Origin of the sequence: Alistipes sp. AF14-19 (assembly GCF_003461645.1) — a bacterium.
Lineage (GTDB): Bacteria > Bacteroidota > Bacteroidia > Bacteroidales > Rikenellaceae > Alistipes > Alistipes shahii.
This window is the reverse complement of the sequence record NZ_QTXM01000015.1, coordinates 51,667-74,782: the sequence shown is the minus strand read 5'-3', so window position 1 is coordinate 74,782 and position 23,116 is coordinate 51,667. Positions and strand designations below refer to the sequence as shown.

Annotated in this window: 22 protein-coding genes; 4 read left to right on the top strand and 18 right to left on the bottom strand. The window is 62.4% G+C overall.

The window, feature by feature from the left end; translation table 11 throughout:
- Positions 1-94: 94 nt before the first annotated feature.
- Together DWW03_RS12430 and efp are read left to right on the top strand one after the other, a co-directional pair.
- Positions 95-667: a polysaccharide deacetylase family protein gene (locus DWW03_RS12430; RefSeq protein WP_015547026.1), complete on the top strand. Its 573-nt coding sequence runs from the start codon at positions 95-97 to the stop codon at positions 665-667.
- 109 nt (positions 668-776) lie between these two features.
- Positions 777-1,364 carry an elongation factor P gene (gene efp, locus DWW03_RS12425; RefSeq protein WP_019152099.1) on the top strand — a complete coding sequence of 196 codons (588 nt, stop codon included), beginning with the start codon at positions 777-779 and terminating at the stop codon, positions 1,362-1,364.
- A gap of 72 nt (positions 1,365-1,436) precedes the next feature.
- Here the strand turns inward: efp and DWW03_RS12420 are convergent, their stop codons facing one another.
- The 10 genes from DWW03_RS12420 to DWW03_RS12375 form a co-directional block, all read right to left on the bottom strand.
- Complete coding sequence (locus DWW03_RS12420) at positions 1,437-3,338, bottom strand: DUF4139 domain-containing protein (protein ID WP_181989628.1); 1,902 nt, start codon at positions 3,336-3,338, stop codon at positions 1,437-1,439.
- Between the two features lie 163 nt (positions 3,339-3,501).
- Positions 3,502-4,800: an argininosuccinate lyase gene (argH, locus tag DWW03_RS12415; RefSeq protein ID WP_022062671.1), complete on the bottom strand. Its 1,299-nt coding sequence runs from the start codon at positions 4,798-4,800 to the stop codon at positions 3,502-3,504.
- Positions 4,778-5,857, bottom strand: a complete 1,080-nt coding sequence (locus tag DWW03_RS12410; RefSeq protein ID WP_022062672.1) for a M20 family metallo-hydrolase — start codon at positions 5,855-5,857, stop codon at positions 4,778-4,780. Before DWW03_RS12410 ends, argH begins: the two co-directional genes overlap by 23 nt.
- A 195-nt stretch (positions 5,858-6,052) precedes the next feature.
- Positions 6,053-6,826, bottom strand: a complete 774-nt coding sequence (gene argB / locus DWW03_RS12405) for an acetylglutamate kinase (RefSeq protein WP_015547030.1) — start codon at positions 6,824-6,826, stop codon at positions 6,053-6,055.
- Positions 6,826-7,782 carry an N-acetylornithine carbamoyltransferase gene (locus tag DWW03_RS12400; protein ID WP_015547031.1) on the bottom strand — a complete coding sequence of 319 codons (957 nt, stop codon included), beginning with the start codon at positions 7,780-7,782 and terminating at the stop codon, positions 6,826-6,828. Before DWW03_RS12400 ends, argB begins: the two co-directional genes overlap by 1 nt.
- 220 nt (positions 7,783-8,002) lie before the next feature.
- Positions 8,003-9,133, bottom strand: coding sequence for an aspartate aminotransferase family protein (locus DWW03_RS12395; protein ID WP_015547032.1), 1,131 nt, complete (start codon positions 9,131-9,133; stop codon positions 8,003-8,005).
- 479 nt (positions 9,134-9,612) lie between these two features.
- Positions 9,613-10,575, bottom strand: a complete 963-nt coding sequence (argC, locus tag DWW03_RS12390; RefSeq protein ID WP_022062679.1) for an N-acetyl-gamma-glutamyl-phosphate reductase — start codon at positions 10,573-10,575, stop codon at positions 9,613-9,615.
- Positions 10,572-11,777: an argininosuccinate synthase gene (gene argG / locus DWW03_RS12385; protein ID WP_015547034.1), complete on the bottom strand. Its 1,206-nt coding sequence runs from the start codon at positions 11,775-11,777 to the stop codon at positions 10,572-10,574. Before argG ends, argC begins: the two co-directional genes overlap by 4 nt.
- 162 nt (positions 11,778-11,939) lie before the next feature.
- Complete coding sequence (locus tag DWW03_RS12380; RefSeq protein WP_015547035.1) at positions 11,940-12,560, bottom strand: GNAT family N-acetyltransferase; 621 nt, start codon at positions 12,558-12,560, stop codon at positions 11,940-11,942.
- Positions 12,561-12,595: 35 nt separating this feature from the next.
- Positions 12,596-14,797, bottom strand: a complete 2,202-nt coding sequence (locus DWW03_RS12375; RefSeq protein WP_118406806.1) for a RelA/SpoT family protein — start codon at positions 14,795-14,797, stop codon at positions 12,596-12,598.
- An 82-nt stretch (positions 14,798-14,879) separates the two neighbouring features.
- Here DWW03_RS12375 and trhA point away from each other — a divergent pair, with 82 nt between their 5' ends.
- Complete coding sequence (gene trhA / locus DWW03_RS12370; RefSeq protein ID WP_118406805.1) at positions 14,880-15,536, top strand: PAQR family membrane homeostasis protein TrhA; 657 nt, start codon at positions 14,880-14,882, stop codon at positions 15,534-15,536.
- A 2-nt stretch (positions 15,537-15,538) separates the two neighbouring features.
- Positions 15,539-16,441: a PHP domain-containing protein gene (locus DWW03_RS12365; RefSeq protein WP_015547038.1), complete on the top strand. Its 903-nt coding sequence runs from the start codon at positions 15,539-15,541 to the stop codon at positions 16,439-16,441.
- On the opposite strand, the gene DWW03_RS12360 is transcribed toward DWW03_RS12365, so the two are convergent.
- The 8 genes from DWW03_RS12360 to DWW03_RS12325 all read right to left on the bottom strand — a co-directional run bounded on the left by DWW03_RS12360 (position 16,394) and on the right by DWW03_RS12325 (position 23,100).
- Positions 16,394-17,167 (bottom strand): class I SAM-dependent methyltransferase, encoded by a 774-nt coding sequence (locus DWW03_RS12360; RefSeq protein WP_118406813.1) that lies wholly within the window; start codon positions 17,165-17,167, stop codon positions 16,394-16,396. The two genes, DWW03_RS12365 and DWW03_RS12360, sit on opposite strands and share 48 nt — an antisense overlap.
- A gap of 160 nt (positions 17,168-17,327) precedes the next feature.
- Entirely contained in the window at positions 17,328-17,516 is a 189-nt protein-coding gene (gene xseB / locus DWW03_RS12355) for an exodeoxyribonuclease VII small subunit (RefSeq protein WP_022062683.1), read from the bottom strand.
- Positions 17,498-18,757 (bottom strand): exodeoxyribonuclease VII large subunit, encoded by a 1,260-nt coding sequence (gene xseA, locus DWW03_RS12350; protein WP_022062684.1) that lies wholly within the window; start codon positions 18,755-18,757, stop codon positions 17,498-17,500. The genes xseB and xseA overlap by 19 nt, the downstream gene beginning before the upstream one ends.
- The gene (gene menA / locus DWW03_RS12345; RefSeq protein WP_022062685.1) at positions 18,754-19,668 is read right to left on the bottom strand and encodes a 1,4-dihydroxy-2-naphthoate octaprenyltransferase; all 915 of its coding nucleotides are present in this window, start codon (positions 19,666-19,668) and stop codon (positions 18,754-18,756) included. Before menA ends, xseA begins: the two co-directional genes overlap by 4 nt.
- A 60-nt stretch (positions 19,669-19,728) precedes the next feature.
- A complete protein-coding gene (locus DWW03_RS12340) occupies positions 19,729-20,277 on the bottom strand; it encodes an energy transducer TonB (RefSeq protein ID WP_015547041.1) in 549 nt (182 codons plus the stop codon).
- 53 nt (positions 20,278-20,330) lie between these two features.
- Complete coding sequence (locus DWW03_RS12335; protein WP_118406804.1) at positions 20,331-20,633, bottom strand: MGMT family protein; 303 nt, start codon at positions 20,631-20,633, stop codon at positions 20,331-20,333.
- A 218-nt stretch (positions 20,634-20,851) separates the two neighbouring features.
- Positions 20,852-21,937 carry a peptide chain release factor 1 gene (prfA, locus tag DWW03_RS12330; RefSeq protein ID WP_015547043.1) on the bottom strand — a complete coding sequence of 362 codons (1,086 nt, stop codon included), beginning with the start codon at positions 21,935-21,937 and terminating at the stop codon, positions 20,852-20,854.
- A gap of 287 nt (positions 21,938-22,224) precedes the next feature.
- Positions 22,225-23,100, bottom strand: a complete 876-nt coding sequence (locus tag DWW03_RS12325) for an alpha/beta hydrolase (RefSeq protein WP_022061188.1) — start codon at positions 23,098-23,100, stop codon at positions 22,225-22,227.
- Between the last annotated feature and the right edge of the window lie 16 nt (positions 23,101-23,116).

Sequence of the window (23,116 nt, the reverse complement as noted above, 5' to 3'; positions counted from 1 at the left end):
TCACAAATATACGTATATTTTTCCAAATGGCGCGGAATTTCACTATTTTTGCCGCGTTATGCGTTTGAAACCGCCAAAAATAGTCCGGCGCCTGATGCCGGACCTGATCTGGGAGATCGACGACGAGGACGGCGTGTTCCTGACTTTCGACGACGGTCCCACGCCGGGCGTCACGGAGTGGATTCTTTCGACGCTGGACAAGTACGATGCCAAAGCGACCTTCTTCGTGCTGGGCAAGAACGTCGAGATGTATCCCGACCTCTACAAGCGCATTCTCGACGCCGGGCACAAGGTGGGCAACCACACCTATTCGCACCAGAAGGGATGGGGCATGAGCCTCGAACGCTATACGGAGGATGTCGATTTTGCCAACGATCTGATCCACAGTGAACTGTTTCGTCCGCCCTATGCGCGCATCACCCCGGCGCAGGCGCGTTTCCTGGGCCAGCGTTACAAACTGGTGATGTGGGACATCATCTCGCGCGACTACAACCGCCGCCTGTCGCCCCGCACCTGCCTGAAGAACGTCACGAAACACCTCGCGCCGGGCGCCATCGTGGTGTTCCACGACAGCGAAAAGGCCTTCCGCAACATGCGTTACGCACTTCCCCGTACGCTGGAAAAGATCCGGCAGATGGGCCTCAAATGCAAGGCGATAGAGCTTTGAGGCCGTTCTGCGGGCGTTTGCAGCGGGCCGTGGCCCCGGGAATAGGAATTTCCGGATTTTTTTCGTAACTTCGCGGCGCGAAAAAACAACAATTATAAACCATATTCCTATGACAATTACAGCAGCTGACATCAAGATCGGCATGTGTATCGAAATGGACGGCAAGACGTTCCTTGTGGTCGATTTCCAGCACTGCAAACCGGGCAAAGGCCCTGCCTTCGTCCGTTCGAAACTCAAGAATCTGGAAAACGGCCGCGTGCTGGAAAACACCTTCTCGTCGGTAAGCCAGAAGATCGAGCAGGTGCGCGTCGAGCGCCGTCCTTATCAGTTCACCTACGAGGATGATCTGGGAGCGCATTTCATGCACACCGAGACTTTCGAGGAGATCAACATCGACCGGAACCTGATCAACAACTACGACCTGATCACCGACGGTCAGATCGTCGAGGTGATGTTCCACACCGAGAAGGAGGCCGTTCTTTCGGCCGAACTTCCTCCGATCGTCGATATGGAGGTGATCTACACCGAGCCGGGCATCAAGGGCGACACGGCGTCGACCAACTCGCTGAAACCCGCGACGGTGAATTCCGCGACGGCGAAGGACGGCGCCACGATCCGTGTGCCGCTGTTCATCAACACGGGCGACAAGATCCGTGTCGACACCCGCACCCGTGAGTACTACGAGCGCATCAAATAGGCGGAAGTTACGGCTTCGAAAAAAGGGAGGACGATGCAGTCCTCCCTTTTTCGTTTCCCTCCCCTCTTCGGGTCACTCGATTGTCAGGCTGCGTCCTTTGGGATATTTCACGGCGTAGCGCAGGCGCAGTTCGCGCTGCTCGCCGGGTTTCAGCTCCAGTCTCCAGGTGACGATGCCGCTCTCCTTGTCCAGCTGGCCTCCGCTCAACTCCTCGGCCGATACAGCGATGGCGCTGTTGCGCGATACGGGCAGCTGGTCGGCGAGCGTCAGCACGACGGGTTCCGGGCGTGTGTTGCGCACGGAGAACTTCCACGCCACGGTCTGTGTCTGGTTCGAACCGATGGCGCGGCGCGACGAATAGTCGTTCTCCTTGGTGCGTTCGATGCGGATGCTCCGGTCGCGGCCCATCGAGAAGCGGAGTGTGTCGCTCGTCTGACCGGGATCGAGGATGCTCTTGCCGACGAACGTGTTTTCGAAATAGACGTTCGCCTCGCCCTGCAACAGGTTGAGTCTCTCCCAGCCGGTGGCCTCCGCCACGAGGAAGGCGTCCTTGTCGATCTTCGGCGTGCTCTGGTAGATATAGGCGGCCGGCAGGTCGAACCTCCCGATTTCGGCTGCGACGCTCTTGCCGTCTGAAGGGATGGTGTAGGGCTGTCTGATTTCGAACTCGTAGCCCAGCTGGCTCTGCGTCTGCTCCACCTCCATCACGGCGCTCTCGGCGTCGAAGTCTGCAAAATCGACTTCCGCCACCTTTCTGTCCGAAGCCGCTGTGCCGCGAATCCGGACACCCGGTGCGGCGCCTGCCAGTTGATTCGAGACGCCGTATCCCATGACGACCACGTCGTCCACCTTCGTCGCATCCTCCTGCATCACGACGTTCATCGTGTTGCCCGTGATTCGCTCCGTTCGGGGTATGTAGCCGACGTAGCTGAATTGCAGGCTGGAAGCACCGTTGGGAACGGTGATCGAGTAGCTGCCTCGGGTGTCGGTGACGGCGCCGATGGTCGTGCCGGGAATCAGGACGGTCGCTCCGGGCAGGGGTTTGCGCTGATGGTCGAGGACTGTTCCCGACACGGTGTTGCTCGTCATGTTGAGGTTGTAGCGGGGCGGGACGAGACCGTAGTCGAGCCGCCAGGTCTGCAATTTCGGGGCGATGCTCCCGGTATTGGGGTTCGACGAGGAGAGCGTCAAGGCGACGTTCTTCCACTCCTCTCCGGTGTTCTGGAAAATATTGGCCTTGTAGGAGATCTCCACCGGCTCCGACAACCCGCCCGAACGGATGTCGTACGAGGGGAACCAGCCGGCGTTGCGGACGTAGTAGGTCAGCGTGAACGACGCCTTGCAGGTCGCGGGGGCTTCGATCCGCACCTCCACTTCGCTCATCGGGTCCGACTGTCTGCCGCCCAGATTCACCAGTTCGGCCAGAATCTGCCGTCTGCGCTCGTTGATTTTCTCTTCTTCCGCGTCGAGGGAGAGCGTCTTGCTTTTCAGCGTTTCCAGCCGTGCGGCATAGTACTCGTTCAACTCCCTGATGGCGGCCAGCGGGGTGGCGACGTTCCGGTTGGCGACCGAGCAGTTCGTTTTCAGCAGTTCGCTCTCCGCATCCATGACCTCGCGCGAGGCCTTCAGCCGGTCCAGCTGCCGCTGCGTCTCTTCGAGCGTCTGTTCGAGCGTCTTTTGGCGGGTCGAGCGTTCGAGGCTGTCGGTGTGGTTGAAAAGCCGGTTGACGGCCGTCACCGTGAATGGACCTTTGGCGCTGACCTGCATGCTCTTGTCATCCAGATAGGGCGACAGTCCGGTGAATACGACCGTCGAATTTCCGGCCGGTAGGTCCACCTGCCGGGTGCGCGTCACCTGCGCCCCGTCGATGAACAGGGTCACTTTTTCAACGGAGGTCTTGACTTTCTGCGGTCCGGCGACGGCCGAAATAGCTGCGGACAACGCCAGCAGCAACAGCATGCGTTTCAGATTCATTGCTTTGTCGGTTTGGGTTGGTTACAGACAAAGTTAGTCAATTATTCCGAACGGCCAAACATCCGCGCCTGTTGCCCGCACCGCGCCTGCATCTCGCCGCCGCGTCTGTTGCCTGTCCGCGCCTGCTTTTCGCCGCCGCGCCTGTTGTCCGCCCGCGCCGCGCCTACTCGAACTCCTGCATCACGCGCTCCATCTTGCGGCGGATCTGGGCCGTGCAGAGGTTGCCGATGCTGCCTTCGTGGGTGTGGCGCACCTCGCGTGTGGGCGTGTATTCGCCCCTTTGGACGGCCATGCCCACCTGCTTGTAGGCTTCGCGGAAGGGCGTGCCCGCCAGCACCATCCGGTTGACGTCCTCCACCGTGAACAGATAGTCGTATTTTTTGTCGTCGAGGATGTGCTCGTTGACGCGGATGTGCGCAAGCATGAAGTCGCACATCGCGAGCGTGCGTTTGATCTCCGTCGTCGCCGGGAAGAGGATGTCCTTCAACAGTTGCAGGTCGCGGTGGTAACCCACGGGGAGGTTGGTCGTCAGCAGCGCGATCTCGTTGGGAACCGATTGCAGGCGGTTGCAGCGTCCGCGCATGATCTCGAAGACGTCGGGATTCTTCTTGTGGGGCATGATGCTCGACCCGGTGGTCAGCTCGTCGGGCAGCGACACGAACCCGAAATTCTGGCTCATAAACAGACATACGTCCATCGCCAGCCGGCCGATCGTCGCGGCCACGGCGGCGATGGCGGCTGCTGCGGCGCGTTCGCTCTTGCCGCGGCTCATCTGCGCCGCCACGACGTTGTAGTGCAGCTCCTCGAAGCCCATCAGACGGGTGGTCATCGTGCGGTCGAGCGGGAACGACGAGCCGTATCCGGCGGCCGATCCCAGCGGATTCTGGTTGGCGATGTGCCACGCCGCGGCCACCAGACGCATGTCGTCCGCGAGCGTCTCGGCATAGGCCCCGAACCACAGCCCGAACGACGAGGGCATGGCGATCTGGAGGTGGGTGTAACCCGGCATCAGCACCTCCTTATACTTTTCGCTCTGCTCCTGCAACCGGTCGAAGACCCTCTTCACGGCGTCGGCCACCTGCCGCAGTTCGTCGCGCAGGAACAGTTTGAGGTCCACGAGGACCTGATCGTTGCGCGAACGCCCCGAGTGTATTTTCTTGCCCGCGTCGCCCAGCCGGCGGGTGAGCATCAGCTCGACCTGCGAATGAACGTCCTCCGTGCCGGGTTCGATCTCGAAACGCCCGGCTTCGATCTCCGCGGCGATCTCTTTCAGCCCTGCGGTGAGTTTTTCGAGTTCTTCCGCCGTCAGCAGTCCGATGGTCTCGAGCATGGCGATATGCGCCAGCGACCCTTCGACGTCGTAGCGCGCCAGGCGCATGTCCAGTTCGCGGTCGTCGCCCACGGTGTATTCCTCGATCATTTTGTCCGGCTCGTAGCCTTTATCCCAAAGTTTTCCAGCCATATTCCTGTGCTAATTTTCCGATGTACTTTTCATAAACGGCGATTCCCTCCGCGATCTCCTCGAGGAGGACGAATTCGTCGGCCGTGTGCGACCGCGACGATTGTCCGGGACCCATCTTGAGTGCCGGGAAGGGCATCAGCGTACGGTCCGAAGTGGTCGGCGAAACATAGGTTTCGCGTCCCGCGGCGACTGCGGCCTTCACCAGCGGATGTTCCCCGCCGACCGCCGCGGCGCGGATGCGCGTCGACCGCGGCACGGCCTCGGAGCGGAGGGCCGCCCGCAGGATCCCGACCGTCTCCTCGTTCGAGTAGGCGTCCGTGGTGCGGACATCCACGACGAAGCGGCACGTGTCGGGCACGACGTTGTGCTGCGTGCCCGCCTCGATCTGCGTCACCGCAATGCCGATGGGTCCTAACAGTTCCGATTCCCGTCCGAAGCGGAAAGAGCGCAGCCGCGCGATGTCGTCCAGCGCGATGTAGAGGGCGTTGACCCCTTCGCCGCGCGCCGCGTGACCGCTCCGGCCGTGCGCCGTGCAGTCCAGGACGACCAGTCCTCGTTCGCCTGTTGCGGCCTGCATCCCCGTCGGTTCGCCCACCAGCGCCATGTCCACTTTCCCCAGGGCGGGCAGCAGGGCGCGGATGCCGTTTTCGCCCATGCACTCCTCCTCGGCCGAGATTCCCAGCACGAGGTTGAAGGGCAGCGGACGCGTGCGGAACGTGAGAAAAGTCTCCAACAGACATACCACCGAAGCCCCCGCGTCGTTGCTTCCCAGTCCGTAAAGTTTTCCGTCCTCGACGGTGGGCGCATAGGGGTCTCGCGTGTACGATGCCGCCGGGCGCACCGTGTCGTGGTGCGAATTCAGGAGCAGTGTCGGTCGTGCGGGGTCGAACCCCTCGGCCCGTGCCCAGACATTGTTCGCAAGCCGTTCGGGCGCCGCTCCGCGTTGGGCGAGGAATGCGTGGAGCAGGTCTGCCGTGCGTGCCTCGTCGCGCGAGCGGGAGGGCGTCGCGATGAGCTGTTTTAAGAGTTCTACGGCCTCTGTGATGCGTGCGTCCAAATTTTGAATTTTAATAGAATTAGCTACATTCGTGTTGCAATCGACTGCGGTTCGGAACGACGCCATCTTCCTCCTTGAGGGAGGGCCGGGGTGGGGTCGGATTTGAATACGACGCCGAAGGCGGCGAGTACGGCGGCTGACAGCATCCGGGGCATGGATCAGGCAATTACGACATCGAACTATTCTAATTGTGAATTATGAATTCCGGATCACCGTTCCGATTCCGTTCGACAGGTTTTCGGAGCTTCGGATCGTCACGCTCCGCACCCCTTTTTCGACGGCTTTCAGGGCGTTTTCGATCTTGGGGATCATCCCTTTGCTCACGACGCCGTCGGCCTTGAGCGGCGGATAGGTTGCGGCCGTGATCTCGCGGATCAGCGACGTGTCGTCGTCCGGGTTGCGCAGAACCCCGGCTTTCTCGAAGCAGAAAACCAGGTCTGTCGGGGCGATTTCCGCCGCGCCCAGCGCTACGGCCGAAGCCACGCTGTCGGCGTTGCAGTTCAGCAGGGTCCCTTTCCCGTCGTGCATGATGGCCGAGAAGACGGGCGCCATGCCGTCTTCGAGCAGCCTGCGCAGCAGCGCGGAGTCCACCCGTTCGATGTCGCCCACGAACCCGTAGTCGACCGGCTGGGGGCTGCGGCGCCGGGCCGTGACGGCGTTTCCGTCGGCGCCCGACAGCCCGAGGGCGTTGCATCCTGCGGCCTGCAATCCGGCCACCGCCTGCTTGTTGATCAGCCCGGCGTAAACCATCGTCACCACGTCGAGCGTTCCCTTGTCGGTGATGCGGCGTCCGTCGACCATCTGCACCTTCAGCTCCAGCCGCTCGGCCAGCCGCGTGGCCAGTTTTCCGCCTCCGTGCACGAGTATTTTGGGGCCTTCCAGCGCGGCGAACTCCTTCAGGAAGCGTTTCATCGCCGCGGGGTTGTCGATGACGTTGCCGCCTATTTTTACGACTGTGATCCGTTCCATCAGTTCAGACCCTCCAGCAGTCGTTTGAGTACCACCTGGGCCGCGATCTCGCGGTTCGCGGCCTCGGGGATCACCAGCGAACGGGGCGATTCGATCACCTCGTCCGTGACGATCATGTTGCGCCTTACGGGCAGGCAGTGCATGAAGCGGGCGTTGTTCGTGAGCGCCATCTTCTCCGCATCGACCGTCCATGCGCGGTCGCGCGACAGCACCTTGCCGTAATTGGGGTCCGTATAGGCGGCCCAGTTCTTGGCGTAGACGAAGTCGGCGCCTTCGAGGGCCTTGCGCTGGTCGTATTCGACGCGCGCCGCGCCCACGAACTTCGGGTCCAGTTCGTACCCTTCGGGGTGGGTGATGACGAAATCGTAGTCCGCGGCGTTCATCCACTCGGCGAACGAGTTGGGCACGGCCTGCGGCAGGGCGTTGGGGTGCGGCGCCCAGGTCATCACGACCTTCGGACGCTCCACGGCCTTGTGCTCCTCGATGGTGATCAGGTCGGCGAAACTCTGCAACGGGTGGCGCGTCGCGGCCTCCATCGAGAAGACCGGACGGCCCGAGTGGCGGATGAACTGCTCCAGCACGCGTTCCTCGTAATCCTCGGCTTTGTCCTGAAACCGTGCGAACGATCTTACGCCGATCACGTCGCAGTACGATCCCATGACCGGAATGGCTTCGAGCAGGTGTTCGGCCTTGTCGCCATCCATCACCACACCCCGCTGGGTTTCGAGTTTCCACGCCCCCTGGTTGACGTCGAGGACCATGACGTTCATGCCGAGGTTCATGGCGGCCTTCTGGGTCGAAAGCCGCGTGCGGAGGCTTGAATTGAAGAAGAGCATCAAAAGGGTCTTGTTGCGCCCCAGTCCCGTGAACTGGAAGCGGTCGCGCTTGATCTCCAATGCTTCGGCGACAGCCTGACGAAGGTCGCCGATGTCTTCTACGCAGGTGAATTTATCCATGGATTCGTTTTTTTGTTTTTTGTTAAATTATCTGGCTTCCATCTCGGAAGGCTGTCTCTGGATCGTCCTCTAAACCCCGCCTTTTAGGCAGGCGGCAGCTCGCGGGGGAATGCTATGAAGCAACGCGCAATAGCAGGCCTTCGCAGGGCGGAGCTGCGGCCTGCCGGCGTAAAACGCCTGTTTTATGGGGTCCGGAGCAAAAGTCGGCCTTTTTCACCTTTCACTTTTCACCTTTCACCTTGTCGAACGCCGTGAGGAAGCGGTCCGCCATCTCTTTTGTCAAGCACAGCGCCGGCAGCAGCCTGACGGTCGAAGCTCCCGCCCCGCCCGTGAAGATGTGCTTGTCGAAAAGCAGTTTCTTGCGCAGCTCCGGACCCGATCCGTCGATCTCTATGCCGATCATCAGGCCGCGTCCGCGCACCTCTTTCAGTCCGCCGATCTTGTGCAGTTCGGCCAGAAGGTAGTCGCCGATCTCGGCGGCGTTTTCCACCAGAGCGTCGCGCTCGATCACCTCCAGCACGGCGATGGCCGCCGCACAGGCCAGGTGACTGCCGCCGAAGGTGGTTCCCAACAGCCCCGGACGCGCCTCGAAGTGGGGCGCTATGAGCACGCCGCCGATCGGGAATCCGTTGGCCATGCCTTTGGCCGTGGTGATCAGGTCGGGGCGGATGCCGGCGGCCTGGTGGGCGAAGAAGCGGCCCGTGCGGCCGTATCCCGACTGGATTTCGTCGAGCACCAGCTGCGTCCCGGTCTCGGTCGCCGCGGCGCGCACGGCGCGCAGGAACTCGTCCGTCGGGCAGTGGATGCCCGCAACGCCCTGAATGCCCTCGACGATCACCGCCGCGAACTCCCGCGTGGCGAGCTTCGCGCGCATCGCCCCGATGTCGTTCAGGGGGGTGAACTCCACGTTCGGCGTGCGGTTGAAGGGCGACGAGATCGCCGGATTGTCCGTCACGGCGACGGCTCCCGACGTGCGGCCGTGGAAGGCCTTCGAGATGGCGAGCGCCTTCGACCGGCCCGTGTGGAACGACGCCAGTTTCAGGGCGTTCTCGTTGGCCTCGGCCCCCGAGTTGCAGAGGAAAAGGCGGTAGTCGTCGTAACCCGAGATGCGGCCCAGTCTCTCCGCCAACTTCACCTGAAGCGAATTCTCGACCGAGTTGGAGTAGAATCCGAGACGTGCGACCTGCTCCTGCACGGCCCGCACGTAGTCGGGCTGCGCATGCCCGATCGAGATCACGGCATGGCCGCCGTAAAGGTCGAGGTACTCGGTTCCCGCCGCGTCGTAGACGTAGCAGCCCTTGCCCCTCACCGGTTCGATCGGATATAACGAATATACGTTGAAAAGTTCCATATGTACAAATTTACATTTATTGTCTTAATCGCAGTCTTTGACCGTGAAATTCTTTGTACTTTTTGGCCGCAAAAAGTACCAAAAGCTCTCCGACGGATGCCTCTGCCTATGCCGTCCCGGCTAACGCTGGCTCCGGGCGCCCGCCTAAAAGGCGGGTTTTAGGGGGCTGCGCGAACATTCATAAAACAGGCGTCTTACGCCTGCGCTTTTAGCCGGGACTTCGTTTGACGGCTCGGCATCGGGCCGGATTCATTCGCCGCCAGAGGCGGCGTGAGAAGAGGCGCAGCAACCGAATCGGAAACGCGCATCCGGCCATCGCCTCTGGAAGCGGTTTTGGTGCTTTTAACTTCGCTGCGCTCGTTTTCCTCCTTCTGGCACGGCATAGCCCGCAAGCGGTCTCTGCTCGTGCTGCGTGCGTCGGTTGCCACCAAAAGGTAGTGCAAACCACGGCGGTACGCCGTGAATAACACCGGTCCGGATTAAAATGCCGAGGCTTTCAGCCGCAAACCCTCCTTTTCGTCCAGCCCGAACATCAGGTTCATGTTCTGCACGGCCTGTCCCGACGCCCCTTTCAGCAGGTTGTCGATGACCGAGACGACGTGCAGTTTCCCGCCGTATTTGGCTGTGTGGAGCAACGCCTTGTTGGTGTTGACCACCTGCTTGAGGTCCACGTCGCGTTCCGTGACGCGGGTGAATGCCGAGGGGGCGTAGAAGTCGGCGTAGAGCTTCGATGCCGCTTCGCCGTCGAGCGGACACGCCGTGTAGACGCTCGCCAGGATGCCCCGCGTGAAGTCGCCGCGCATCGGCACGAAGTTCACTTCGCGGTCGAACGACGGCTCCAGCAGCCGCAGGTTGCGCCCGATCTCCAGGAGATGCTGGTGCGTGAAGGCCTTGTAAACCGAAATGTTGTCCGACCGCCAGCTGAAATGGGTCGTGGCCGAGGGTTTTACGCCTGCGCCCGTCGAACCCGTCACCGCCGTCACGTGCGCCTCGTCCTGCAACAGCCCCGCGGCGGCCAGCGGCAGCAGCGCCAGCTGGATCGCCGTGGCGAAACAGCCCGGGTTGGCCACGCGCTCCGCCCGGCGGATGCGTTCGCGGTTCAGCTCCGGAAGCCCGTAGACGAATCCGCACGACTCGTCGCGGAAATCCTGCGCCAGGTCGATGATCTTCACGCCTGCGGGGATCGAGTTCTCCTCCATCCAGACCCGGCTCTGCCCGTGGGCCGAGCAGAGGAACAGCACGTCGATCGCCCCGAGGTCGTACGCGTCGCAGAACCGCATGCCGGTGTCGCCCTCCAGTCCTCCGTGCACCTGCGCGAGGCGGTTGCCCGCGTTCGAAGTGCTGTGGACGAAGGCGATCTCCGCCTGCGGATGGTTCACCAGCAGGCGGATCAGTTCGCCGGCGGTGTACCCGGCGCCTCCGATGATGCCGACCCGGATCATTTCTTGTTGCGTTTCTGGACGTTGTAGAAAATCTTGATCTGGTTGCCGAGGATCTTCGTGAATCCCTTCACGTCGTCGGCCGTCCACGCCTTGTTGACCTCGCCGTACTCGCCGAAGTCGGTCTTCATCAGGTCGAACGTCGAGTCGACGCCCACGAGCGTATAGTTGCGCGGCCGCAGGATCAGCTCCACGGTTCCCGTCACGTTGCGCTGCGAGGAGAGGAGCATCGCCTCGATGTCGCGCATCACCGGTTCGAGGTACTGCGCTTCGTGGAGGAACATGCCGTACCACGTCGCCACCTGGTCTTTCCAGTAGGTCTGCCATTTGGTCAGCGTGTGTTTTTCGAGCATCTTGTGCGCGGCGATGATCAGCATCGGCGCGGCGGCCTCGAAGCCCACGCGGCCCTTGATGCCGATGATCGTGTCGCCGATGTGCATGTCGCGGCCGATGCCGTATTTCGCCCCGATGGCCTCCACGGCGCGGATGGCCTCGACCTTGTCCGTGTAGGGCGTGCCGTTGACCGCCGCCAGCTCGCCCTGCTCGAAGGTGAGTTTGAGCCGCTCCTCGCCCTCGGCCGTGATCTGGCTCGGATAGGCCTCCTCGGGGAGCGTCTGCTCCGAGTGGAGGGTCTCCTTGCCGCCGATCGAGGTTCCCCACAGCCCCTTGTTGATCGAGTACTCCATCTTCTTGTAGTCGGCCGTGATGCCGTGCTTGCGGAGGTAGTCGATCTCGTATTCGCGCGTCAGGGTCATGTCGCGCGTCGGGGTGATGATCTCGATCTCGGGGGCGAGGATCTGGAACGTCAGGTCGAAGCGCACCTGGTCGTTGCCCGCGCCGGTCGAACCGTGGGCCACGGCGTCGGCGCCGATCTGTTTGGCGTATTCGATGATGGCGATGGCCTGGAAAATGCGCTCCGAACTTACCGAAATGGGGTAGGTCCCGTTGCGCAGGATGTTGCCGAAGACCATGTAGCGGATGCTTTTCTCGTAGTACTCCTGCTCGATGTCGAGCGTCGCGTGTGCCGTGGCGCCCAGCTCCATGGCGCGCTTCTCGATCTTTTCGAGTTCGGGTTTCGAGAACCCGCCCGTGTTGGCGATTGCCGTGTAAACGTCGTAACCCTTCTCCTCGGAGAGGTATTTTACACAAAACGAGGTGTCCAGACCGCCGCTGAACGCCAGAACCACTTTCTTCTTGGTTTCCATGATATTCTGTTTTTTTGTTTTTTTATTCATGCTGCCGGAGTGCAAATCCTCCGGTCGTTGTCGCCGCCTTCGGCGTCGTTTGCAATTCTGACCTTCCCCTGAATCCCCTCCTCGGAGGGGACTTGTCGCGACGCGACCGGGTTGTCTCGAATGATATTTCCGTTATTTCAGGTGAAACAGTTTTTTTACTTTGTTCCGGAAAAACATCCGGTAGGGGGCCAGCCGCGACTGTTTCGCGGGCGGTTCCTTGGCCGGGTCGTAGAGCATGCCCGTGCAGAGGCACATGCGGCGGTTGTTGCGTTGCAGGATGTCGTAGTTGCAGCAGCCTTCGCAGCCGCGCCAGAACTCCTCGTCTTCGGTCAGTTCCGAGAAGGTCACGGGGACGTAGCCCATTCGCGAGTTGAGCTTCATAACCGGCAGCGACGTGGTGATACTGAATAACTTGGCATACGGGAATCGTCGTCGGGCCAGCTCGAAGGTTCGTCGTTTGATCTGTTCCGCGAGTCCCATATGGCGGTACTCCGGATCGACGATAAGTCCCGAGGTGGCGACGAAGTCGCCGTGACCCCAGCACTCGATATAGCTGAACCCGACCAGTTTTTCACCGTCCAGCGCCACGACGGCCTTGCCACCGGTCATTTTTGCGGCGATGTATTCGGGCGACCGCTTGGCGATGCCCGTACCCCGCTGCAGGGCCGACTCGTAGATCAGATCGCAAATACGCGGTGCGTAATGTGCGTGCGACGAGTCGGCGAAAACGACGCTGATTGTGTTGTTATTCATTTATCGTTTGTGTGGGTAAAAAGTTGTTTGCGGAATTAGTTGACGCGGTAGGCGCGCTGCACGCCCTTGATGCGCATGATCTGGTGTATGAGCGTGTCCACGACGGCCGTACCGGGCACTTCGACGGCCACTTCTCCCGCCACGCAGCCGTTCCCGGCGGGTGCGAAGTTCATCGAGCGGATGCCCAGTTTGAGATCGCGGACGATGACCTCGGTGATGTGGTTGGCCATGCCCGTGGTGTCGGCCGCCACGATGCGGATCGTGACGCGGAACGCCCCTTCGGCCGACTGCCGCCAGCGGGCGTCGATCACGCGGTAGGGGTAGTTCTCGCGCATGCGCTTGGCGTTGGGGCAGTCGCAGCGGTGGATGGTGATTCCCGCGCTGATCGTCACGAATCCGAACACGTCGTCGCCCTTGATCGGGTTGCAGCATTTGGCCAGCTTGTACTGGATTTTCGAGATGTCGTCGTCGATCACCAGCGCGTCCTGCGGAGCGGCCTTCTCCTGCGTTCCGTGCAGCGCGGCCTTCTGGCGTTCGATTTCGGCGGCCGCGGCGCGGCGCTCCTCTTCGGCTTCGCCCGAAAGGTGGCGTGAGAGGATCTCCTTGATCGACCCGAAGTCGAGCTTCTGGGTGGCGATCAGCGCGTAGACCTCCGTGCCGAGGCGCAGTTTGAAGTATTTGGCCAGGTAAGCCACCGCCTCGTCGATCGTGATGGCGAATTTCCAGTTCTTGAGTTTGCGTTCCAGCTCCTCGCGCCCCATGCGCGTGTGCTTGGCCTGCTCCTCGCGCAGGTAGGACTTGATCTTGTTGCGGGCCTTCGAGGTCACCACCAGCGACAGCCAGTCCGACTTGGGTGTCTGGTTTTTCTGGGTGGTGATCTCCACGATGTCGCCGTTGCGCAGCTGTTCGCGGATCGGCACGGCGCGGCCGTTGACCCGTCCGCCCACGCACGTCGATCCGAGCGAGGTGTGGATGTCGAAGGCGAAGTCGAGGAGCGTGGCCCCCTCGGGGAGTTTGCGCAGGTCGCCGTTGGGCGTGAAGACGAAGATTTCGCCCGACGCGGGCTTGGCGTCGAAACGCTGCGCCAGCGAGTGGGTCGTGTCCTCTATCAGTTCGCGCAGATGTCCCAGCCACATTTCGCTGGTCTGCGCCCCCTGGTTGACGCCCTTGTAGCGCCAGTGCGCGGCGATGCCTCGCTCGGCCACGGCGTCCATGCGCTCGGTGCGGATCTGCACCTCGACCCAGCGGCCTTCGGCCGACACGGTGGTGTGCAGCGACTCGTAGCCGTTCGACTTGGGGATCGAGATCCAGTCGCGCATGCGCTTGGGATTGGGCGTGTAGAAGTCCGTCACCACCGAATAGGCCGTCCAGCAGAGCTGTTTCTCGGCCTCCTGCGGGCAGTCGATGATGATGCGGATGGCGAAGATGTCGTAGACGCCCTCGAACGGGACGTGCTGTTTGTGCATCTTGTTCCAGATCGAGAAGATCGATTTGGTGCGGCTCTTGATGTGGTATTTGATGCCGAGGCGGTTTAGCCGCTGCTCGATCGGCACGAGGAACCGCCCGATGAAGGCCTTGCGCTCCTCGGCGCTCTCTTCGAGTTTTGTGACGACGTGCTCGTAATCCTTCGGTTCGAGGTATTTCAGGGCGATGTCCTCCAGCTCGCTCTTGATCGAGTAGAGACCCAGCTTGTGGGCGATCTGGGCGTAGAGGTTCATCGACTCCCAGCTCTTCTTGCGCCACTTTTCGCGGGGGAACATTTCGAGCGAACGCATCACTTCGAGCCGGTCGGCCAGTTTGATCAGGATGACGCGCGGGTCTTCGGAGTAGCTCACGATCAGGTCCCGGAAATTGTCGGCCTGCTCCTTGGCCACCTTGAGCTTCAGCTCCGAGATGTTGGCCAGACCCAGCGTGATGCCCACGACCTGATCGCCGAAGCGTTTGCGGATGTCGGCGCTCAGGGCGAGGAATTCTTCGGCGGGCAGCTGCTTGTGGGCGAGGCGCACCACGTCGTGCAGGATCGCCGAGATGGTGGAGTTGCGGCCCAGGCCCACCTCCGAGATCACGATCGAAGCCACCGCGGCGGCATGCTCCAGCAGGGGCGAGCCGTCGTAGCGCACCAGTCCGGCGAGTTTCCCGTCGGCATACTCCAGCGCCTCGTCGACGAGTGCCCGGGTCTGCTCCGAGAAATTCGCGCGCACGAGCGTGCGGAGTTTTTCGTACCGTGAAAAGTCCATTTTTACCTAACCAGATGACCTATGCTCGCAAAGATATGAAATTTTTTCATAAATTTGGCATGTACAATTGAACAGTTGTGTTATGGACAAGAAAAAGGCAGTTTACGTGCCGACCGTAGGCGAGGAAATCGGCAATGCCGTGTCCCACGGCGTGATGTCGCTGTTATCGCTGCTGGCCCTTCCTTTCGCCGCCGTGTGGGCCTATGCGCATGACCCCGGCGGGGTTCTGGCCTCGGTCTCGGTGTCGGTTTTCGTCATTTCGATCTTCCTGATGTTCCTCGCCTCGACGCTCTATCACTCGATGAACCCGCAGTCGAAGCACAAGGAGGTTTTCCACATCCTCGACCATATTTTCATCTACGTCGCCATCGCGGGCAGCTATACGCCCATCGCGCTGTCGGTCATCGGCGGCTGGCAGGGGGTGTTCATCACCGTCCTGCAATGGGCGATGGTGATTTTCGGGGTGTTCTACAAGTCGCTCTCCCGAAAGTCGATACCGGCCGTCAGCCTGACCATCTACCTGGTCATGGGCTGGACGATCGTCTTCTTCCTGCCGCTGTTCATCAGCCACGCTTCGACGCCCCTCGTGGCGCTGATCGCGCTGGGCGGCGTGCTCTATACGCTCGGCGCGTGGTTCTACGCCCGCAAGGGCTTCCGCTACCACCACATGGTGTGGCATCTGCTGATCGACCTCGCGGTTGCGGCGCACTTCGCCGGGATCGTGTTTTACCTCTACTGATTATGGCCGCATATGACCTCCACATCCATTCCGGATACAGCAGCGACGGGGAGCTTCCCGTCGCCGCAATCGTCGGTCTGTGCGCCGCCCGCGGGCTGGACGCCTTTTCGCTGACCGACCACAACTCGGTGCGGGGCGTCGGCGAGGCCGCCCGGCTGGCCCGGGAGCGGGGCATCGGGTTCGTCCCCGGCATCGAGATCGACTGCAACTACCGGGGGACGGACCTGCACCTGCTGGGCTACGGCATCGACTGGCGTTCGGCGGATTTCGCGCGGTTGGAGGAGGAGGTTGCCGCCAAAGTCATGGCGTCGTTCGGGGCCATGGTCGACAACCTGCTGAAACTGGGCTTCCGGGTCGATGCCGGTGCGGTGCTGGCCGCCGCCGACGGAAAACCGCCGACGGGCGAACTGATCGCCGAGGTGATGCTCTCCGACGCGAACTGCCATACGCCCCCGCTGCGGCCCTATATGGAGGGCGGCGAGCGGAGCGACATGCCTTACATCAACTTCTATCTCGATTATTTCGCACAGGGCCGTCCGGCGTTCGTGCCCGTGGAGTATATGGATTACCGCGATGCGGTGGAGCTGGTCCGCGACAACGGGGGCGTGCCCGTCGTGGCGCATCCGGGGCTGAATTTCCGGGGCCGGGAGGAGACCGCCGGGCGGCTGCTCGACCGCGGGGCCGCAGGACTGGAAGTCTTCAACAACTACCACACCCCCGAACAGGCCGTCTATTTCACCTCGCTGGCCCTCTCCAAAGGCGCTTCCATGACCTGCGGAAGCGATTTCCACGGCAAGACCAAGCCCCGGATCGCCGTCGGGCGATTCCCGTCGGACAGCCGTTTCGACGGCCGCCTGTCAGACTTTGTAAACCACATACATGTGATCGGCCGGCAGGGCGTATAGCCTGCGCTCGGCCTCGGTGAAGGTTGCGGCGTAGTCGATGTCCGCGACCTGGAAACCCGCCTGGCGCAGGCGGTCGGCATAGTCGGCGCCGTAGATGCGCCGGTGGTCGTACTGTCCGAAGATGCGCGTGCGCTCGTCGGGATCGGTGATCGAGTCGTCCTCGTAGGTCTGCTCGTAGTCCCTGTCCACCGGGGAGAGGACGATGCCCCAGCCGCCGGGTTTGAGGACCCGGTGCAGTTCGCGCATCGCCCGCCGGTCGTCGGCGACGTGCTCCATGATGTGGTTGCAGATCACCACGTCCACCGAACCGTCGGCCAGCGGGATCTGCTGCACGTCGAAATGCAGGTCGGCCAGCGGGCTTTCGAGATCGGCCGTGACATACTGCCCCGGATGCGACTTGAAGTGGGGCTTGAGGTGACGCATGATACAGACCTCGGGAGCAATGTGCAGCGTGCGCGGAAAGGCCGTCAGGAGATCGGTTTCGCGCGTCAGGTAGAGCCACAGCAGGCGGTGCCGCTCCAGTGACAGACACTTGGGACACAGCGCGTTGGGCCGCGGCTGCACGTAGCCGTAGGGCATGAACTTCCGGTATTTCGCGCCGCACACGGGGCATTCGGCTCCGCGCCCCTTGTAGAAGAGCCCCGCCACGGGTACGGCCCATCCCGCGATGCGTTGCAGCACGGGGCGCGGGATGTGGTTGAGCGAGAATTTGATCAGTTGTTTTATCATTGCGCGACTATCTGTTTTTTGTGCCGACCCTCCGGAGCGTACGCCATCTCCCTCTCCGGGGGAGGGTCGGGGTGGGGTCGGATTTGTCAATGACGCCGCAGACGGCAACGGCCGCATTCAGGAGCGGCTGGCGGAGGATTTTACGCATGCAGCGGGATTACTCTAAAATCTTGTTCACGTCGGCTTCGGCCTTGCGCAGCCGCGCCTTGCACGAGGCGATCAGCTCCGTGGCGCGCTTCACCTCGGCGGCGAGGCTGTCCACGTCCATCTCTTCGTTGCGCAGGCGTGCCAGTATCTTTTCGATTTCGGCCATCGCCTCGGCGTAGGTCACTTCTTTTTTTGCCATATTTTTCCGGAATTTACGGTTGCGTCTATCTTGCCGTCGGAGACCTCGATTTCGACCTGCTCGCCCTCCGCGACGCTTCCGGCCGAGGTCACGGCACGGCCTCCGGCGCGCAGGACGGCGAATCCCAGCCGGAGGATGCGTTCGGGCGAACGTCCGGCGATCAGTTCCGCGGCGTTGCCGAGCCGCACGCCCTGCCGCGCGAGGAAGTCGCGCGCCGCGTCGGGCAGCAGCCCTGTGAAATGTTCCAGACGCAGCGTCTGCCGCGTGAGGAGTTCGCCGCTCAGCCGCCGCACTTCGCCCGAGAGGCGTTCGAGACGCACCTCCGAGGCGTGCATCGCGGCCTTCGTCATGTCGTTCAGTTGCAGGGCGGCGCAGTCGAGCCACCCGTCGGTTTCGGCCATCCGTTCGACCAGCCATCCGGCCACCGCCGTCGGGGTTTTGAGCGCCGTGTGGGCCACCATGTCGGCCACGCTGGTGTCCTTGTCGTGCCCGATGCCCGTCACCACCGGCAGCGGGAACTGCGCCACGTGGGCGCAGAGGCGGTAGGCGTTGAAGCAGTTGAGGTCGCTGCGCGACCCGCCTCCGCGGATCAGCACCACGGCGTCGAATTTTTCCGGCCGGGCCGCGACGTTGCACAGGGCTTCGATGATGGATTCCTCGGCCGCTTCGCCCTGCATGAAGGCGTCGAACAGGGTCAGCTCGAAACGGTAGGGGCTTCGGGCCAGCTCCTTGCAGAAGTCCTGATAGCCGGCGGCGTTGGCGCTCGACACGATGGCCACGCGCTGCACGACGGCCGGCATCGGCGCCTCGCGGTTCATGTCCCAGACGCCCTCCTGCTGCAACTGCGCGATGGTCTGCTGCCGCTGCCGCTCCATGTCGCCCAGCGTGTAGGAGGGGTCGATGTCGGTGATCTGGAGCGAGAAGCCGTAAAGTTCGTGGTAGGTGACCAGCGCCTTGGCCAGTATTTTGATGCCCGCGGCGAGCCGCTGGCCCGTTTCGGCCTCGAAATAGCCTGCGATGCGGGGGTAGTTCGAACGCCACACGACGGCTCGGGCCTGCGCTGTCGGCACGCCGTTGTCGCCGCCCTTCTCCACAAGCTCCAGGTAGCAGTGGCCCGAGTAGTTGACCTTGATTTCCGAAATCTCGGCGCTCACCCAGAGGGGCAGCGCGAACTGCCCTTCGAGCGCCGACTTCACGCGGCGCTGCAACTCGCGCAGGGTAATGTGTTGTGATTCAGTCATCGGCCCAGCAGAATTCCGAGGGTGAACAAGGCTCCGAACAGCAGGATGTTGCGGGCCGTTTCACCCAGACAGACGTTCAGCGCGTCGCCGTGGTCGATGCGCACCATCTTGCGCCATGTGGAGATATGTGCGGCGAGGTAGGGAAGGGGAAGCAGGGCGGCCCACGTGCGGCCTGCGAAGAGCAGCGTGAGACACAGCGCGACGGCCGCGGTTCCCAGGGCGAGATAACCCCAGCGGCCGACGCCTGCGCCGAGGCAGACGACGATCGTGCGTTTGTTGCAGCGGGCGTCCTCCTCGCGGTCGCGGAAGTTGTTGATCATCAGCATTGTGTCGATCACGAGGCCGCAGGCCAGCGCGGCGACGAGAACCTCCGGGGTCCACGCGCCGGTCTGGATGTAATAGGTGAATCCCACGGGGACCAGTCCGAAAAAGAGGATGACCGCGGCGTCGCCCAGCCCGTGGTAGGCCAGCGGGTAAGGGCCTGCGGTGTAGAACCAGGCGAAGACGATGCAGGCGGCGCCTGCGGCGACGAGTTCCCAGCCTCCGTAGCGGAGCGCGCCTGCGTGGAGCGCCCAGACGAGCAGCGCGACGCCCGCGGCGCAGGCCGCGAGGGTGAATCCCGCAATGCCCGCCTTCATGGCCCCGAGGGTGATGTAGCCTTTGGCGAAGGCGCGGTCGGGACCCAGCCGGTCGGGCTGGTCGGCCCCCTTCAGGAAGTCCCAGAGATCGTTCACCAGGTTGGCCGTGCACTGCATCAGCAGGGCGAATGCGAGGCACAGCACGGCCGGAAGCCAATGGAATCCGCGGTCGGTCCAGGCCAGTGCGGAGCCGATCAGGACGAGGATGACGGAGTTGCCGAGGCTGTACGGCCTGACGGCCAGAATCCATGCGGAGAGGGAGTTGGTTTTCACGTTTCGGAGTTTTTCAGGGGCTTTTGCAGATGAGGTTTGCGGGTTTCGGGAGCGGAGTTGTCAGCGGATGACCAGCTCCGCCTGCCGCGGCATGCGCCGGCCTTCGGGAAGCTGGATGCTCAACACGCCTTCGCTTTCGACCGGCGCGCCGTTCTTCTGCGCCGGATGCCAGCGCGGGGCTTCCGCCACGGCTTTCAGCACGCGCCGCTTGAGGCGGTTGTCGGTCGATTCGAGCTCCTGTTGGACGACGGTCTCGCCGTCGGGCGTGATCTTGTAGCGCAGCACCACGCGCGCCGTGGGTTCGCTCTCGTCCCAGCGCACCTGCCGGGCGATGTAGCTGCCGAAGGCGGAGTCCGCGGGGAAGGAGGCCGGCCGGTCGTAGCGCAGCGTAATGAGCATCACGCCGTGTGCGGCCCGCTGGCCGTAGCGGGCGATGGTCTCCTCGTCGGCGGGGAGCATCTCGACGTTCTCGATGTCCTCGGGCGGAATCGAGCGTATCTCGGACGTCTCCTTGCCGTTGACGATGTACAGGGGCTGCGGCCTGGGCGTCGCGGCACGGACGGCTGCGGCGAGAAACAGGATGTAGAGAAGCAGTGCGTATCTTTTCATACCGTAATCTTTTTTTGCAAAACGGCCGGCAGGGCCGGGATATTGCCTGCGGACTATCCGATCTCCTCCCAGCCCGAAGCCGAAAGGTCCACGCAGCCGTTGGCCCGGAAATGGACGCCTTCGGCTGCGAGCAACTCCCGCTGTCCGGTCCATCCGGGCGCTGTCCGGCCCTGGCTGTTGACGACCCGGTGGCAGGGCAGGCCTTCCGGAGCCAGCGCCAGCGCCCGTCCCGCGCGGCGCGCATGGCCGGGCATGCCGATCAGCCGGGCCAGCTGCCCGTAGGTCGCGACCCGTCCTGCGGGAATCTCTGCGACGACGCTCCAGATCTCGGCGTCGAAATCGGCGGGAATCTTCATCGCTTGTTTCGTTTATCTGAAACGGCCGGAGCCGAATCCGGGGCGCAAGTCCGGCCCCTCCCTCCTGAAAGCCGTTTTTTAGACGGCCCGGGGCAACGGGTTTCGGCAGCGGCTCATCCCGCCCCTGCTGTCCCTGCTGTCCCTGCTGCCCCTGCTGTCCCTGCTGCCCCTGCTGCCCCTGCTGCCCCTGCTGCCCCTGAAAAGGGCTTTTTAAGCAGCTAAAGTTCGCTCTCTTTCAGACGTTCGGCGTTCTCGGCCACGATCAGGTGGTCGATGCAGTCCTGGATGTCGCCGTCCATGAAGGCCGCGAGGTTGTAGATCGTATAGTTGATGCGGTGGTCGGTGATGCGCCCCTGCGGGTAGTTGTAGGTGCGGATCTTGGCCGAACGGTCGCCCGTCGAGACCATCGTTTTGCGCTTCGAGGCGATTTCGTCGAGGTATTTCGAGTATTCGAGGTTGAAGACGCGCGTGCGCAGCTCCTCGAAAGCCTTGTCGAAGTTTTTCAGCTGCGATTTCTGGTCCTGGCACTGCACGACGATGCCCGTGGGGATGTGCGTCAGGCGGATGGCCGAATAGGTCGTGTTGACCGACTGGCCGCCGGGACCGCTCGCACAGAAGATGTCCTTGCGGATGTCGTTCATCGAGATTTCGATGTCGAACTCCTCGGCTTCGGGGAGCACGGCCACCGATGCGGCCGAGGTGTGCACGCGGCCCTGCGTCTCGGTCTGGGGCACGCGCTGCACGCGGTGCACGCCCGACTCGTATTTGAGCGTCCCGTAGACGTTCTGTCCCGATACCTTCAGCACCACCTCCTTGAAACCGCCTGCGGCGCCGTCCGACGAGGAGGTGATTTCGTAGCGCCAGCCTTTCGACTCGATGTATTTGGTGTACATGCGCAGCAGGTCGCCGGCGAAGATCGCCGCCTCGTCGCCGCCCGTTCCGCCGCGGATCTCCACGATGGCGTTTTTCGAGTCCTGCGGGTCCTTGGGGATCAGCAGCAGCTTGATCTCCTCCTCCATCTGTGCGAGCTGCGGCTCCAGCTCGGCGATCATCTCGCGGGCCATTTCGCGCATCTCCTCGTCCTTGTCCGTGGCCAGCGTGTCCTTGGCTTCGGCGAGGTTGGCGATGGCCGTGCGGTAGCGTTCCGAAGTCTCGATGATCGGCTCCAGCTCCTTGTATTCCTTGGTCAGTTGGATGAACTGTTTGACGTCGGCGATCACTTCGGGGTCGGTGAGTTTCTGCCCCGTCTCCTCGTATTTGAGTTTCAAACCGTCGAGGCGGTTCAGGATGGTGTTGTCTGCCATAAAAATGTGTCGTGTCTTTGTTTTGGGGACAAAGATACGACACATTTAATTAAGAATTGAAAATTAAGAATTAAAAAATTAAGCGAAGGCCGCAGCGGCTCTCTCTCGGGACCGGCGTTCTTTCGCAAGGAAAAATGGGAAATAACCGGCAAACGGCAATGCACGGACCGGAGAAACCGACGGAGGGAACCCCTCGTGCGGGATTCCCTCCGGGATGTCGTCGCCGGGCGGCCGTTCCGGTTCGTTCCGGTGTGCGGCTGCCGGGGCGCGGTTCGTGCCCGGCCTGCTTATTCGTTGATCCGGCGGAGCCAGTCCAGCACGGCGTCCTGCCACTGGGCCTTGTAGCGGAACGAGTCGCGGATGCCCCAGCCGTGGCCGCCCGAGGGGTAAATGTGCATCGAGGCTTCGATGCCGTGCGCCTTCAGGGCGTTGTAGTAGAGCGTGCTGTTGACGGGCGGAACGGTCTTGTCGTCGTCCGAGAGCAGCAGGATGGCGGGCGGGGTGTCGGCCGTCACGCGGCTCTCCAGCGAGTAGGCTGCGTCCTGCTCGGGGGTGCGCTGCTCGCTCAGCAGGTTGATGAACGATCCCTGGTGGCGTTTGCCCTGCACGGCCGTGATGACCGGGTAGAAGAGGACCGAGAAGGCCGGTTTGAAACTGCCGATCGTCGAGGCCATCGCCGCGAGGTGTCCGCCGGCCGAAGAGCCGACGATGCCCACTTTGTCCGCCGTGTAGCCCGTGGCGCCCGCTTCGAGTCCCGCCATGATGCGCAGGGCCTGTACGGCGTCCTCCAGCGGCACTTCGGGATGGTGGTTGGGCATCCGGTATTTCAGCACGGCGCCCGTGATGCCGTTGGCGGCGAACCATTTCGCCATTTCGTAGCCCTCGTGGTCCATGGCCAGCATGCCGTAGCCGCCGCCCGGGCAGATGACGACGGCCTGGCCGGTGGTCTTGGCCTTGTCGGCCGGGAAGATGTAGAGAGTCGCTTCGGAGGTGTTCCGTACGCGGTTGGGTTCCTTTTCCGTTTCCGGCGTCGTGATGCCGTTGCTGTGGGGCGCGGTCGTGTTGTCCCAGATTTTGAGGGTCGCGGTCTGTCCGTAATCCTGTGCCGATGCTGTTGCGGTCATAAGCAGGAGTGTTGTGATAAGCGGTAGTGTGCGTTTCATAAATCGGTATTTTAGG